This window comes from Amycolatopsis saalfeldensis (assembly GCF_900110575.1).
Taxonomy (GTDB): domain Bacteria; phylum Actinomycetota; class Actinomycetes; order Mycobacteriales; family Pseudonocardiaceae; genus Amycolatopsis; species Amycolatopsis saalfeldensis.
The window spans coordinates 226,287-240,843 of record NZ_FOEF01000001.1; the positions used below are offsets into that span (position 1 = coordinate 226,287).

14 protein-coding genes are annotated in these 14,557 nt (G+C 71.6%); 1 reads left to right on the plus strand and 13 read right to left on the minus strand.

Going from position 1 to position 14,557, the window contains the following annotated elements:
* Positions 1-24: 24 nt before the first annotated feature.
* The 13 genes from trxA to BMY97_RS00975 form a co-directional block, all read right to left on the minus strand.
* A complete protein-coding gene (gene trxA, locus BMY97_RS00915) occupies positions 25-336 on the minus strand; it encodes a thioredoxin (RefSeq protein ID WP_091611064.1) in 312 nt (103 codons plus the stop codon).
* Positions 333-725: a MerR family transcriptional regulator gene (locus BMY97_RS00920; RefSeq protein ID WP_091611066.1), complete on the minus strand. Its 393-nt coding sequence runs from the start codon at positions 723-725 to the stop codon at positions 333-335. Before BMY97_RS00920 ends, trxA begins: the two co-directional genes overlap by 4 nt.
* 41 nt (positions 726-766) lie before the next feature.
* Positions 767-1,957: an FAD-dependent monooxygenase gene (locus BMY97_RS00925; protein WP_091611069.1), complete on the minus strand. Its 1,191-nt coding sequence runs from the start codon at positions 1,955-1,957 to the stop codon at positions 767-769.
* A gap of 100 nt (positions 1,958-2,057) precedes the next feature.
* Positions 2,058-2,540: a MarR family winged helix-turn-helix transcriptional regulator gene (locus tag BMY97_RS00930; protein ID WP_091611072.1), complete on the minus strand. Its 483-nt coding sequence runs from the start codon at positions 2,538-2,540 to the stop codon at positions 2,058-2,060.
* Between the two features lie 31 nt (positions 2,541-2,571).
* Positions 2,572-4,359: a feruloyl-CoA synthase gene (locus BMY97_RS00935; protein ID WP_091611076.1), complete on the minus strand. Its 1,788-nt coding sequence runs from the start codon at positions 4,357-4,359 to the stop codon at positions 2,572-2,574.
* Between the two features lie 31 nt (positions 4,360-4,390).
* The gene (locus tag BMY97_RS00940; protein WP_091611079.1) at positions 4,391-4,867 is read right to left on the minus strand and encodes a MarR family winged helix-turn-helix transcriptional regulator; all 477 of its coding nucleotides are present in this window, start codon (positions 4,865-4,867) and stop codon (positions 4,391-4,393) included.
* Positions 4,868-4,895: 28 nt separating this feature from the next.
* Positions 4,896-6,731: an asparagine synthase (glutamine-hydrolyzing) gene (gene asnB / locus BMY97_RS00945; RefSeq protein ID WP_091611082.1), complete on the minus strand. Its 1,836-nt coding sequence runs from the start codon at positions 6,729-6,731 to the stop codon at positions 4,896-4,898.
* 89 nt (positions 6,732-6,820) lie between these two features.
* A complete protein-coding gene (locus tag BMY97_RS00950; RefSeq protein ID WP_091611083.1) occupies positions 6,821-7,411 on the minus strand; it encodes a TetR family transcriptional regulator in 591 nt (196 codons plus the stop codon).
* Positions 7,412-7,434: 23 nt separating this feature from the next.
* Entirely contained in the window at positions 7,435-8,736 is a 1,302-nt protein-coding gene (locus BMY97_RS00955) for an ABC transporter substrate-binding protein (RefSeq protein WP_091611086.1), read from the minus strand.
* A gap of 2 nt (positions 8,737-8,738) precedes the next feature.
* Complete coding sequence (locus BMY97_RS00960) at positions 8,739-9,806, minus strand: branched-chain amino acid ABC transporter permease (RefSeq protein WP_091611089.1); 1,068 nt, start codon at positions 9,804-9,806, stop codon at positions 8,739-8,741.
* Positions 9,803-10,681, minus strand: coding sequence for a branched-chain amino acid ABC transporter permease (locus tag BMY97_RS00965; protein ID WP_091611093.1), 879 nt, complete (start codon positions 10,679-10,681; stop codon positions 9,803-9,805). The genes BMY97_RS00960 and BMY97_RS00965 overlap by 4 nt, the downstream gene beginning before the upstream one ends.
* Positions 10,681-11,388, minus strand: a complete 708-nt coding sequence (locus tag BMY97_RS00970; protein WP_091611095.1) for an ABC transporter ATP-binding protein — start codon at positions 11,386-11,388, stop codon at positions 10,681-10,683. The genes BMY97_RS00965 and BMY97_RS00970 overlap by 1 nt, the downstream gene beginning before the upstream one ends.
* Positions 11,381-12,184, minus strand: coding sequence for an ABC transporter ATP-binding protein (locus BMY97_RS00975; protein ID WP_245787082.1), 804 nt, complete (start codon positions 12,182-12,184; stop codon positions 11,381-11,383). The genes BMY97_RS00970 and BMY97_RS00975 overlap by 8 nt, the downstream gene beginning before the upstream one ends.
* Positions 12,185-12,431: 247 nt before the next feature.
* On the opposite strand from BMY97_RS00975, the gene BMY97_RS00980 reads away from it, so the two are divergent.
* A complete protein-coding gene (locus BMY97_RS00980) occupies positions 12,432-14,546 on the plus strand; it encodes a DUF6351 family protein (protein WP_091611097.1) in 2,115 nt (704 codons plus the stop codon).
* The last annotated feature ends 11 nt before the right edge of the window (positions 14,547-14,557 follow it).

The following is a 14,557-nucleotide window of genomic DNA, read 5'->3' on the forward strand; positions in this document are numbered from 1 at the left end:
TAAGTTATCGGCTCGGCTCAGGGCTCACCTGAGGGCGTCGTCCAGTTCGGCGAGCAGCTTGGCCTTCGGGCGGGCGCCGACGAACGCGCGCACCGGCCGGCCGCCGCGGAAGAGCATCAGCGTGGGCAGCGACATCACCTGGTACGCCCGCGCGGTCTCGGGGTTCTCGTCGGTGTTCACCTCGCGCACGGTCAGCGAGCCGGCGCGCTCCTGCGCGATCTCCGCCAGCACCGGCGCGATCATCCGGCACGGCGGGCACCAGGTGGCCCAGAAGTCGACCAGCACCGGCTGGTCGTGCTCCAGCACCTCGGCGGCGAACGTGGCATCGGTGGTCATCGGATTCCTTCCTCGGCGGGGACGACGCAGGTCCCGGTGCGGGCGGCGGCCTCGGCGAGCTTGTCCATCAACGCGGCCCGCACGGCGCCGAGGTCGCGCAGGCAGGCCTCGACCTCTTCGAGCTTGCGGCGGTAGACCTCGACCGACTCGGCGCACGAGTCGCCGGTCTCGTGGCCGGTGCGCAGGCACTCGACGAACGGGCGGGTGTCGTCGAGGCTGAACCCGACCGTGCGCAGGGTCTGGATCTCGCTGACCAGACGCAGGTCGTCCTCGTCGTACTCCCGGTACCCGTTCGCCGAGCGCTCCGCCGGCATCAGCCCCTGCGCCTCGTAGAAGCGCAGTGCCCGTGGTGTGGTCCCCGCCCGCTGGGCGAACTCGCCGATCCGCATGCCCTGACGCTAAACCTTGACGCTCGCGTGAAGGCAACCTCTCAGCTGGCGACCCGGTGGGGGTATTCGCGGTACTCGACCGCGTTCGCGGCGCGGGAGCCCATGTGGTCCCACAGCTTGCCGAACAGCGCGTTGCCCATCATCTTGTAACCGCGGTTGCGGGTGTGGATCCCCTTCTGCGTGGCCGGCACGAGGAAGTTGGCCGAGCCGGCGCCGTTCTTGTGCCCGACGTGCGCGGGCTTGCGCAGCCGCTGTTCGTAGCGCGCGAACGCGGTCACGTGGTCTCCGCCGGCCGCGGCGAGCTCGCCCGCGAGGATCTGCGCGCCCATCATCGCCAGCCCGGTGCCGGAGCCGCCGGGGCCCGCGCACCACGCGGCGTCACCGAGCAGCACCACGCGGCCGGCCGACCACCGGTCGAGCCGGATCTGCCCGACGGAGTCGAAGTACAGGTCGTCCGATTCCGGCATCGCGCGCATCAGCCGGGGGATCTCCCAGCCCGCGCCCGCGTAGACGTCGGCCAGGATCTCCTTCTGCCGAGCCAGATCCGGACGGCCGTAACCACGCGGGTCGCCGCGGAAGTACAGGCCGACGGTGACCGTCTCCGGCTCGCGGTTGCTCGCGATCATCGCGCTGCGGCCGGGTTCGCTGTGGATGAGGCCGCTGTGGTCCAGGCCGAGGTGGTTGGGCGCGGTGAAGCCCGCGACGTGGTAGCCGAGGCCCTGGCGGAACGACGCCTCCGGGCCGAACGCCACCGCGCGGACGCCGGAGTGGATGCCGTCGGCGCCCACCACCAGGTCGAACTCGCGCGGCGCGCCGTGGCGGAACGTCACCTGCACCCCGTCGGCCGTCTCGGTGAGCGCGGTGACGCGGTCGCCGAAGACGTACTCGGTGTAGTCCTTGGTGCGGTCGTAGAGGATGCGGGCGAGGTCGCCGCGCAGCACCTCGACCTCACCGCTGATGAACCGGGACGGCACGGTGAACGCCGGCCGACCGGCCTGGTCGAGCACGACCTGGTCGCCCATCGCGGTCTCCCGCTCGCGGACCGCGTCGGCGATCCCCATGGCGCCCAGCAGCTTCATCTGCTCGCCGCGGAAGTCGACGGCCTGGCCGCCGGGCCGCAGTGCCGGCGCGGTCTCGACGACCGTCACCGAGTAGCCGTGCTGGTGCAGCCAGTAGGCGGCCGCGGGCCCCGCCACGCTGGCGCCGGAAACGAGGACGGTCTTGCTGGTCATCGCTGATCCCCTTCTCGGGTTCGATTTGGTGATGACGCAAGACTGCGGCGGAGCGCTGACCACGCCCGCACGAGAGGCTGACGGCCGCTGAACGGGACCGTCAGCGGGTGCAGGGATCGCCTTCGGCGTCCTCGTCGAGCCGCGCCAGCATCCGGTCGAAGACGCGGCCGAGCACTTCCAGGTCACCGGCGGAAAGCGGGTCGAAGAAGTACCGCCGCACCGTTTCCACGTGCTGGGGCGCGGCGGCCTGGATCGCGCCGCGCCCGGCCGCGGTCAGCCGCACCATCGAGCCGCGCGCGTCGTCCGGGCAGTCTTCGCGGGAGACCAGGCCGCGCTTCTCCATCCGGCTCACGTGATGCGAGAGCCGGCTGCGGTCCCAGTCGACCTGGGTGCCGAGGTCGCGCATCCGCAACAGCTCGTCGGGGGCCTCGGACAGCGGCACGAGCAACGCGTAGTCGGCGCCGGACAGGCCCGCGTCACGCTCCAGCTGCCGGTCCACCGCGCCGCCGAAGTCGCGGAGCAGCCGGTGGTAGGAACGCCAGACGTGCGCCTCCCGCTCGTCGAGCCACCGCGCGTCCGCCATCCCCCGATCCTACAAAATTGTTGATACATCATCACGGCCTCGCGGCGAGGATCACCTCCGGGCCGGGATCGGCGGCGTAGAGCCGTTCCACGATCCCGGCGCGCCGCCGCAGCACCTGGCGCTGGTTGACGTACCCCTTGTCCGTGATCTCGCCGGCGTCGAGGTCCGGCGGCTCGGCGAGCAGCACGAGCCGCTCGACGCGCCCGGCGGAGCCCGCGGTGGCGTTCAGCCCGGCCAGCAGCTTCGCGAGGTGCGCGGCCAGCCCCGGGTGGACCAGGCAGCCGTCGACGACCGTGGGCTCAGCCCGGGCTTCGGCTTGGTTGAGCCAAGCCAGCGCGCCCACGTGCGCCCGGTCCTCCCCCGTGATCACCGCGTCCGAAAGCACCGGGACGGCCGAAAGCAGCGCCGTCCGCAGCGCGCCGACGCGGACGAACGTGCCGGTGCCGAGCTTGAAGTCCTCCGCGATCCGGCCGCCGAACAGCAGCCCGGCGTTCGGGTCCGCGGGATCGACCGGCAGCGCGGCGTCGCCGGTGCGATAGAAGCCGTCGCCGTCGAACGCGGCGGCCGTCTCCTCCGGACGGCCCAGGTAGCCGGGCGTCACGGCGGCGCCCCGCACCCGGATCTCCCGCGCGCCGCCGACGGGCGCGAGCTTCACCTCCAGCCCCGGGAGCGGGACGCCGATGCACCGCGCGTCCTCGAACGCGTAATGCGCGCTGGTCACGGCGGGCGCGGTTTCGGTGGCGCCCCACGAGCCCGTGAGCGCGACGTCGTGGCCGGTGGTGGCGCGCGCGACCGCCGCGAGCCGTTCACGCAACGCGGCGGGGAGCGCGGCCGCGGCGTTGAACAGAAGCCGCACTCGGGAGAAGAAGACCTGAGCGAAGTCGGCGTCCTGCTCCAGCACGGGCACGAGCTGGGCATAGCCGGCGGGGACATTGAAGTAGAGCGTCGGCGGCGCGGAGCGCAGGTTCTCGACGCTCCGGGCGAACAGGTGCGGCGCGGGTTTGCCGTCGTCGATGTACAGCGTGCCGCCGCCCCGCAGCACCAGGCCGACGTTGTGGTTGCCGCCGAAAGTGTGGCTCCACGGCAGCCAATCGACGAGCACCGGCCGCTCTTCGGCGAGGAACGGCCAGGCCTGGGTGATCGCCTGCTGGTTGGAGCACAGCATGCGGTGGGTGTTCAGCACCCCCTTCGGCGTGCCGGTGGAGCCGGACGTGAAAAGCACCTTCGCCAGCGTGTCGGGCCCGACTCCGGCGTACGCGGCTTCGACGCCGGGCCCCGGCTTCGTCGCGAGCAGGTCGTCGAGCAGTTCGGCGCCGGGCACGGGATCACGCGCGACGACCACCGCGCCACTCGACACCGCGGCGAGCGCGGCCGCGAACGGGCCGCCTTCCTCGGCGAAAACCAGCCCCGGCCGTAACAGTGCAGCGATCTCGCGGATGCGCGCGTGGTCGGCGCTGAGCAGGGAGTACGCCACGCTGATCGGCGCGACCGGGACGCCCGCCGTCAGCGCGCCGAGAGTGAGCACGAGGTGGGCCGCGGAATTGCCGGAAAGGATCAGCAACGGGGCGTCCGGGCCGAGCCCGCGGCCGAGCAAGGCCTGGCCGACGGCGTCGGCACGGCGGCGCACCTCGCCGTAGGTCAGCGTCGTCCAGCCATCCCCGGCGCGCTCGGCCACCAGCGGGTAGTCCGGGTCGATCGCCGCCCACTCGCGCAGCTTGGCGGCGACGCTCCGCGGGTACGGGCCCAGCGGCGTCCGGGAGCGGAAGACCACGCTCCCGTCCGGCCGGTCGTCGCGCTCGACGTCGGGCACAGCGAACATCCGGCCTCCTCGGCGAGGTCCCCCTCCACAACTATTGCGGCTCGCGGGAAATTTGTCGAACGTCAGCCGGTTCCGGTTCGACCAGCCGGCGCATCACGGCGCCGGCCTTGAGCAGCAGCTCCACCTCGTCCTGGTCGAGTTCGCCCAGCCGCTCGGCCAGCGCTTCGGATTCGTCGCGCACCACCGCGCGCAGCCGCCGCCGTCCCGGCTGGGTGAGGTGGACGTAGCTCACGCGCCGGTCGTCCGCGTCGGTCCCGCGCGCCACCAGCCCGGCCTCCTCCATGGCGTGCACGACCTTCGTCGCGGTCGGCTGGGAGCAGCCGACCTCGTCGGCGAGCGCGCCGATCCGCAACGGCCCGGAGCGCGAGAGCTTGGCCAGCACCAGCAGCTGGGTGCGGGGCAGGCCGTCCGGCGGCGCGGCGCGGCGCAGCTCCCGCAGCAGCCGGTGCAGCGACAACACGAACTGGAACGCCTCGTCGGCGTCGGCATCCCGCGGCTCGCGCACCATGTCCGCTCCTTCCCTCACCCGGCCGGTCTCACCGGATGCGCAGCTCCGGTGAGTACAGATCGAACCAGGTCGCGAAGTTCAGCACTCGTTCGAGGAGCGGTCGCAGCGGCGAGGCCGTCTCACCGGCCGCCATCAGGCCCTTCAACGACCCGTGGTCCATCAGGTCGAACACCGGGTGCGCGCGGTTCACCAGCAAGTCCTCGACCTGCTCGCGCAGCGCTTCGAAGTACTTCGGATCCTGCGTGGACGGGTACGGGCTCTTCACCCGCTCCGCCACCGAGACGGGCAGGACATCACGGGCCGCGGCCCGCAGCAGGCTCTTCTCGCGGCCGTCGAACGTCTTCATCGCCCACGGCGTGCGGTAGACGTACTCCACCAGCCGGTGGTCGCAGAACGGCACGCGCACCTCGAGGCCGACCGCCATGCTGAGCCGGTCCTTGCGGTCGAGCAGGACCCGCACGAACCGCGTGAGGTGCAGGTAGCTGATCACGCGCATGCGGCGCTCGTGCTCGCTCTCGCCCGCGCGCGTCCCGGCTTCGGCGACGGCGGTGGCGTAGGAGTCGCGGATGTGCCCGCCGAGGTCCAATGTGGACATCAGGTGGCCGCTGAACAGCCCCCCGCCGGGCCGTCCGCCCGCCCCGAGCCGGCGCGCCAGCCACGGGAACGTGTCGGCCTGCTGCACCACGGGATCGTGGAACCACGCGTAACCGCCGAACACCTCGTCCGCCGACTCGCCCGAAAGCGCCACGGTGGAACGCTCGCGGATCGCCCGGAACAACAGCAACAGCGAGTTGTCGAGATCACCCAGCCCGGACGGCAGATCACGCGCGGCCACGACCGCGCGGCGCACCGCCGGGTCGGCGAGGTCACCCGAGTCGAGCACGATGTCCTGGTGCAGGGAGCCGACGTGCTCGTGGACGTCGCGGACGTACGGCGCGTCCGGGGTGGACCGTGACTGGTCGGCCACGAAGCGCTCGGCGTGCCCGGCGAAGTCGACGGCGAAGCTGCGCACCTGCTCGTCCTGATCGGCCAGCTGCCGCGCGGCCAGCGCGGTGAGCACGCTGGAGTCGAGGCCGCCGGAAAGCAGCACACAACGCGGCACATCGGCGACGAGCTGGCGGCGCACGATGTCGTCGAGCAGTTCGCGCACGCGTTCCACGGTCACGCCGACGTCGTCGGTGTGCTCACCCGCCTCCAGCCGCCAGTACCGGTGCACGCGCAGGCCCTGGCGGTCCAGCGTGACGACGGTGCCGGGCTCGACCTCCCGCATGCCCGACCACACAGCCTGGCCGGGGTTCTTCGTGAACGACAGCAGCTCGCGCAGGCCGTCCGCCTCGATCACCGGCCGGACGCCGGGGTGCGCGAGGATCGCCTTCGGCTCGGAGCCGAACAGCAGCCCTTCGCCGTGCGGGAAGTAGTAGAGCGGCTTGATGCCCATCCGGTCGCGTACGAGCAGCAGTCGCTCCTCGCGGGAATCCCAGATCGCGAAGGCGTACATGCCGTTGAGCCGCTCGGCCAGGCCGGCGCCCCACTCGAGGTAGCCGCGCAGGACCACCTCGGTGTCGCTGGCCGTGGTGAACCGGTGCCCGCGCCGGGTCAGCTCCGCGCGCAATTCGGCGAAGTTGTAGACCTCGCCGCTGTAGGTGAGCGCGACGGTCCCGCCGGCCTCGGCGGTCATCGGCTGGGTGCCCAGCTCCAGATCGATGACGGCCAGCCGGCGGTGGCCGAACGCCGCGGGCCCGGCCGCCCACAGCCCGGCCGCGTCCGGCCCCCGGCAGGCCATGGTCGCGGTCATCGCCTCGACCGTCTCCCGCTCGGCCGTCAGGTCCCGGCCGAAGTCCACCCATCCCGTGATCCCGCACATGCCCGTTACCCCCGTCGCCGAGAAACATTCATAGGGAATGAAACTATCTCGCGGGCGCGCCGCAGACAAGGCCGTTTTCGATCAGCCGGTCACGAAGACGGGTACAGCCGGCCCATCAGCTCCAGCACCTCGTCGATCATCCGGGTCGCCTCGGCCTTCGACGGGGCGTCGGCCACCTCGCGGCCGGCCTCGGTGGACATCGCGGTCAGCGAGAGCACGAGCATGTCCGACAACGGCCGGGTGTGGCCGTTGACCAGGGTCGCGTTGGCCGTGAGCCACTCGCGGAACCGCTCGCGCGACAGCAGGCCGAAGCCGGCCGGGCCGTTTCCCGAAAGGAACAGCCGGGCCAGCTTCCGCTCCTGCCAGCAGCCCTCGAGGTAGGCCCGCGCCCCGGCGATGTACAGCCGCAGCGCGTCCTCCTCGCCCGCCGCCAGCGCCGTCCGGAACGCCTTGGCCGACCGGTGCTGCTGGCGGCGGTTGTACTCGTTGTAAACGGTGATGTACAAATCGGACTTCGCGGCGAAGTGGTGGTACAGGCTGCCGATGCTCGCGCCGGCCCGTTCGGCGATCATCGCCATGCTCGCCCGCTCGTAGCCGGCGGCGGTGAACACCTCACCGGCCGCCGAGAGCAGCGCCGCCCGGGTCGCCTGCGCCCGCTTGCTCCCTGTCGCCTCCGTCATGACGCGATTGTGCCGGACGCGCCTCAGCCGGCCGGGATCCCGTTGGCCGGGGCCTGCGGCTGGGGCTGGGTGTAGGGGCTCACGGCACCGCCGGCGTCGTCGGTGACGAGCGGGGTGCCCGCCGAGACCTGCTTGCCCGCCTTCACCATCGCGATCTGCCCGCCGGTGTACCCGGCGTGCGAGTCCTTGCCGTAGCGGAACGGGACCAGCCCGGGCCCGGTCAGCCCGCCCTTCTCCAGCGCGTCGATGACGCCCTGCCGGGTCGGGTTCTGCCCGGCGCGCGCCAATGCCTGGGTGAACGTGTACGCGTAGGACATCGCGTAGTAGACGTTGCCGTCGAAGGGCACGTTCGGGATGTACTGGTCGTGGATCTTCTTGAACAGCGCGGTCCACGAGTTGCTCGTGTCGTCGAGCGCGGGCAGGTACGCCGAGGTGACCAGGCCTTCGATCAGGTCCTGGCCCTTCACCGACGAGCCCGCCTGCTTCGCGAAGTTCTCCAGCAGCCCGGAGACCGTGATCGGGTCGGCGCCCACGCTGGAGGCCACCAGCGTCGGCGAGTAGCCGAGCTTCAGCGACGTCAGCTTGAACAGCGCGGTGTACGCCGGGATCGTCTCCAGCACGACGACGTCCGCCTTCGACGCCGCGATCGCCGAGACCTGCGCGGCCACGTCGGTGTTGCCCGGCTGGTACGGCTGGCGCGAGACCACCGAGCTCTGGTCGATGTACTTGTCCAGGCCCTTCATGCCGTCGTGCCCGAAGTCGTCGTCCTGGTAGAAGTACGCGACCTTCTTGCCGGCGAAGTTCTTCTTCACGTAGTCGCCGAGGATCTTGCCTTCGACGGTGTAGTCCGGCTGCCAGCCGAACGTGTAAGGGTGCGCCTTCGGCTGGTCCCAGCAGGTGCAGCCGGACGCGACGAACAGGTCCGGCACGCGCGAGGAGTTCAGGAAGTCGACGACCTTGGTGTGCGTCGGCGTGCCCAGCGAGCCGACGATCGCGAACACCTTGTCCTGCAGCACCAGCTGTTTGGTGAGGGTGACGGTCTGGGCCGGGTTGTAGGCGTCGTCGAGGTACTTCAGGGTGATCTTGCGGCCGTTGACGCCGCCGTTCGCGTTGACGTAGTCGAAAAACGCCTTCGCGGCCGGGCCCTGCTCGCTGTAGCCGGGCGCGGCGGTGCCGGTGAGCGGGATGGTGGAGCCGATGGTCACGCTATCGGCGGTGATGCCGGGCGTGGCGTCGGCCGAGCCACCGCCCGAAGCGCAGGCGGCGGCCAGTGCGACCGTCGCGGTCAGGGCGACCGCGACGGAAATGTGTCGGCGTACGGTCATCTTCATGTCTCCTGACGGCTCTCTTGTGGACGGTCGGGGCGGGCGCGCCTCAGCAGCGCGCCGAGCTTGCGCACCCCGGACTGGATGCCGCCGGGGAACACGACGATCACCACGATCAGCACCAGCCCGTAGAGGACCAGCGGGATGTTCGCGTAGATCGCCCGTGGCAGGTTCGCCTGCTGTGCCAGGTCGGCGGTCCAGTTCGGCAGCAGGGTGACGAGGACGGCGCCGTAGACCGCGCCGGCCAGTGAGCCGAGCCCGCCGACCACGGCGGCGGTGAGCAGGGACAGCGAGAGGGCGAGGGTGAACGCGCCGGGCGCGGCCAGGTTGTTGACGATCGCGAACAGGCCGCCGGCCAGGCCGGCGAACGCGGCACTGATGCCGAACGTGACGATCTGCGTGCGCGCCACGGGCACGCCGGACAGCGCGGCGGCCTGCTCGTCCTCGCGCACCAGCCGCATGTCACGGCCGAGCTTGCTGCTCGCCAGGTTCGACAGCAGGAACAGCGTGATCACCAGGCACAGCCCGCAGATCCAGGCCTGCCAGCGTTCCAGCGGGAAGCTCTCGCCGAGCGAGAGCGGCGGCGGCTCGGGCGTGACGATCAGGCCGTTCGCGCCGCCGAGCAGATCGCGCAGCCCGTGGTAGTCCGCCAGCGACGGCAGTCCGACGGCGAGCGCCAGCGTCGCGCCGGCCAGGTACGGCCCGCGCAGCCGGGCGGCCGCGACGCCCACCAGACAGCCCAGCGCGCCGCCGACCACCACGGACCCGAGCAGCACCAGCGCCAGCGGCCATTGGAGGTGTTCGAGCAGCAACGCCGTGGTGTACGCGCCGACCGCGACGAAAGCGCCGTGGCCCAAGGAGATCTGGCCGGACAGTCCGGAAAGGACGGTGAGGCCGGCGGTCGCGATGGCGGTGTAGCAGACCTGCGCCAGCTGGAGGTTCGCGAACGCGTCGAGCGAGGTGGAGACGAAGTAGAGCACGACGAGGCCGAGCACCGACAGGGTCAGGTGCCGGACCACAGTGGACTGCCGCCACAGGCGCAGCGGGGCGGCGGAGGCCAGTGCCGTCATACCTGCCTGCCCTTCGCCGTGCCGAACAGTCCCTGCGGCCGCACCATGAGCACGGCGATGAGGACGACGAGCGAGGCCAGCGTCACGATGTCCGAACCGAGGTAGCCTGCCACGTAACTGAGCACGATGCCGAGCGCGAGCCCGCCGACGACCGCGCCCGGCGGGCTGTCGAGCCCGCCGATCACCGCGGCGGTGAAGCCGAACACCAGCACGGCGTCGAACGCCGTCGGGCTGACGAACGTGCTGGGCGCGATCAGCACCCCGGCGAGCGCGCCGACCGCGGCGGCCAGCGCCCAGCCGAGCGTCAGCATCCGCCCGACGCGCACGCCGAGCAGCCGCGCGACCTCCGGCGCGAACGCCGTCGCCCGCATCCGCAGCCCGAGCGAGGTCTTGCGGAACACCAGCGCCAGCGCGGCCATCACGGCCAGCACCACGAGCACGATCCACAAGTCGTTGGGCGCGAACAGAAGCTGCCGGCCGCCGGCCTGGAACCCGCCGATGCCGAACGCGGGCGGGTACGAGCGCGGGGTGCCGCCGAAGAGCATCCCGGCCGCGCCCTGCAACAGCACGAGCAGGCCGAACGTGACCACCACGGCGTCGAGCGGCGATCGTTTTTCCACCGGCCGCACCAGCACCCGCTCCACCACCGCGCCGAGCACCAGCCCGCTGGCCACCGCGACGACCAGCGCGAGCCAGTACGAGCCGCCGTGGGAGATGATCGTGTACGCGATGAACGTGGTGATCATCAGCATGCCGCCCTGCGCGAAGTTCACGATCCGCGTCGAGCGCCAGATGAGCACCAGTGCCAGCGCGACGGCCGCGTACACGGCCCCACTGGTGAGCCCGGCCAGGGTCAGGTCCACGAAGCGGCCCATCACACCTCCAGGTAGGCGCGGCGCACCCGATCGTCGGCGGCCAGGGTGTCCGCGGTGTCGTCGGCGACTTTGCGACCGAGGTACAGCACGACGGCGCGGTCGGCGACCGACAGCGCCGTCGCGGCGTTCTGCTCCACCAGCAGGAGGGTGAGGCCGCTCTCGGCGCGCAAGGTGCGCAGCACGGCCACGATGCGGGCCGCCACGCGGGGGGCCAGGCCCAGCGACGGCTCGTCGAGCAGGAGCAGGTCCGGGCGGCTCATCAGGGCGCGGCCGATGGCCAGCATCTGCCGCTCGCCTCCGGAAAGCGCCTCCGCGCGCTGGTTCCTCCGGTCCGCCAACGGCGGGAACAGCTCGTACATCTCCTCCGCGCCCGTGCGCAGCCAGCGGCGATCGCGCCGCCACAGCCCGCCGAGGCGGAGGTTCTCCGCCACCGTCAGCTCGGCGATCACCCCGCGCCCCTCCGGCACGTGCGCGACGCCGAGCCGTACCAGATCCTCGGGCGCCAGACGGGTGATGTCCTTGCCGTCGAGCGACACGGAGCCTTCGCGCGGCCGGTGCAGGCCGCTCAACGTGCGCAGCAACGTCGTCTTGCCGGCGCCGTTCGCGCCGAGCACCGCGGTGATCGACCCGCGCGTCACCTTCAGGTCCACCTGGTCGAGCGCCCGCACCGCGCCGTAGTCGGCGACGAGCCCGCTGACGTCAAGCATGCGCGCCGTCCTCCTCCGCGACGGCCGCCACGGGATCGCCGAGGTAGGCCCGCTGCACCTGCGGGTCGGACCGGACCTCGGCCGGCGTGCCGCGGGCGATGACTTCGCCGAAGTCGAGCACCACCAGCTCGTCGCACAGGTTCATGACGAAGTCCATGTGGTGCTCCACGAGCATCACGGTGGTCGCGGGCGCGAGGCCGCGGACGGTCTCGGCCAGCTCGCCGATCTCGGCCTCCGAAAGCCCGGCCGCCGGCTCGTCGAGCAGCAGCAGCCGCGGCCGGCTGACGAGCGCCCGCGCGAGCGCGACCCGTTTCCGCACCCCGTAGGGCAGGCCGGCGCAGACCCGGTGCGCGTCGCCGTCGATTCCCAGCTGCCGCAACACCTCCATCGCCGCGGACGCCAGTGCGCGCTCGTCACGGTCCGCCCACGGCGACGCGAGCAGCGCTCCGGCCAGCCCGGTGCGTGAGCGGTGCGTCGCCCCGGCGACGACGTTCTCCAGCGCGGTCAGCCCGGTGAACAGGCCCAGGCCCTGGAGCGTGCGGGCGATTCCGTGGCGGGTCAGCCGTTCCGGGCGCGGGCGGGCGAGTTCGGCGCCGTCGAACGTCAACCGGCCGGCGTCGGGCCGGACGAACCCGCAGATCGTGTTGAACAGGGTGGTCTTGCCGGCGCCGTTGGGACCGATCACCCCCAGCACGCACCCGGCGCGCACCTCGAGCGAGACCTGCCGCAGCACTTCGAGCCCGCCGAAGGACACGCAAAGTCCTTCGGTGCGCAGCAGCGCTTGGTCCTCGGCCACGCTCACCTCCACCGCCTCGTTGCAGTGAAACCGCCGAATCAGAATCCGATTCGGACGCGACGAACAGTACAGTGGCGGGCCGGGCTTGCCCAGACCTGTTATCAGGCCGAGTTTTCCGGTAACCGAAGTTGATCGTCCGAGGCCGTTCGCTCGGGGAACCGAATGTTGTTCGTCCTCAGTATCGCGTGCTATACCCGGCACCGGGTGGCGTCGCGCCGGAGCGGCGCCGAGAGCAACGAGGTGCGTTGTGACGAACCGTGCTTGGCGCTCCACCGCGGTGCTGGCCGCACTGGCCGTACCGATCCTCCTCACGTCCGTGGCGACGGCCGCTGAGGCGTCGCCTTCGCGTTTGACCATCACCACCGTCTCCAATCCCCGGCCCGACCTGGTCAGCGGCGGCCAGGTGCTGATCAGGGTCACGCCGTCGGACCCGGGCTCCGCACGGCAGGTCCGGGTGACCGCGGGCGGCCGCGACGTCACGTCCGCCTTCCACAGCGAGGCCGACGGCAGCCTGCTCGGGCTCGTCACGGGCCTGCGTGACGGCGGCACCGACGTCACCGCCACCGCCGGCCATGGCGGCCGCGCGAGCGTGCGCGTGGTGAACCACCCGATCACCGGGCCGGTATTTTCCGGCCGCCAGCAGCAGCCGTTCTACTGCGAGACCACGGCGTACGGCCTGCCGCCCGCGACGATGCCGCTCTGCAGCGCACCGACCCAGGTCACCTACCAGTACAAGACGACGGCCGGGAAGTTCCAGCCGCTGGCCGATCCCGCGAGCCGTCCGGCCGACCTGGCGACGGCGACCGTCGGCGGCCACCCCGTGCCGTACGTGGTGCGGGTGGAGCGCGGGACGATCGACCGCGCGGTGTACGAGATCGCCGCGCTCACGTCCGACGCCACGGCGCCCTCGCCGTACACCGCGAGCCCCGGCTGGAACGGCAAGCTCGTGTACACCTTCGGCGGCGGCTGCAACGCCGGCTACCACCAGGGCGCCACGACCGGCGGAGTGGTCAACGACCTCTTCCTGGCCCAGGGTTACGCGGTCGCGTCGTCGAGCCTGAACGTGCTCGACAACAACTGCAGCCCGATCATTTCGGCCGAGGCCGCGATGATGGTCAAGGAGCACTTCATCACCACCTACGGCCCGGTCGCGCACACCATCGGCTGGGGCGGTTCCGGCGGCGCGATCCAGCAGTACGACATCGCGGAGGCCTACCCCGGCATCGTCGACGGCATCATCCCCGGAGTGTCCTTTCCGGACCCGATGACCACGTTCGGGCCGGTGTCGGACTGCGAGCTGCTGAACCACTACTTCGCCGGGAACGGCGCTTCCTTCACCGCCGCGCAGAAGCTCGCCGTCGGCGGCTGGAACTCCTACGACACCTGCGTTTCGTGGGAGCTGACCTTCGCCAACCGCGCGACGGCCACCGACAGCTGCAACGCGGCGATCCCCGTCAGCGCGCGGTGGGACCCGGTGACGAACCCGAACGGGGTGCGCTGCAACTCGAACGAGCAGTTCGTGAACCAGATCGGCCGTGACCCGAAGACCGGGTTCGTGCGCACGCCGCTGGACAACGTCGGCGTGCAGTACGGCCTCGACGCGCTGCGGGCCGGGAAGATCACGCCGGCGCAGTTCATCGACCTCAACGCGTCGGTCGGCGGGCTGGACTACACCGGCAAACCGGTGGCCCAGCGCAGTACCGCGGACCCGAAGGCGCTGGACGCGGTCTACCGCGACGACATCTACAACTCCGCCTCGCAGGGACTGCGCTCGACGCCGATCATCGACCAGCGCACGGATCTCGACTTCGCGGGCACCGGCAACGACATCCACACCAGCGACTGGTCGTACGTGCTGCGCCGGCGGCTGCTGGACGCCAACGGGACGGCGGCGAACCAGGTGATCATCGAAAACCAGCCGACGGCCGAGCAGCAGGCCGCCGCGAGCGGCTACGAACTCGACGCGATGGACCGCTGGCTGACCGCGATCGACCGCGACGGCTCGCACCGCCCCGCCGCGGCGAAGGTGATCGCGAACCGGCCCGCCGACCTGTCGGACGGCTGTTACGTCTCGGCGACCCAACGGGTGCAGGAGAAGCTGACCTACCCGTCGAGCGGCCAGTGCGGCGCGGCGTACCCGGTGGCCGGGAACACCCGGACGGCCGCGGGTGAGGGCACCGCGATGAACACGTTGAAGTGCCGCCTCGAACCGGTGGACTTCCGCTCCTACCCGGTGCGGTTCACCCCGGCCGAGCAGACGGCGCTGCGGTCCGCCTTCCCGTCGGGCGTCTGCGACTACAGCCGTCCCGGCGTCGGCGAGCGCCGGCCCGCCGGAACGTGGCTGGACTACGGGAGCCGCTGAGCCGGTGAGGG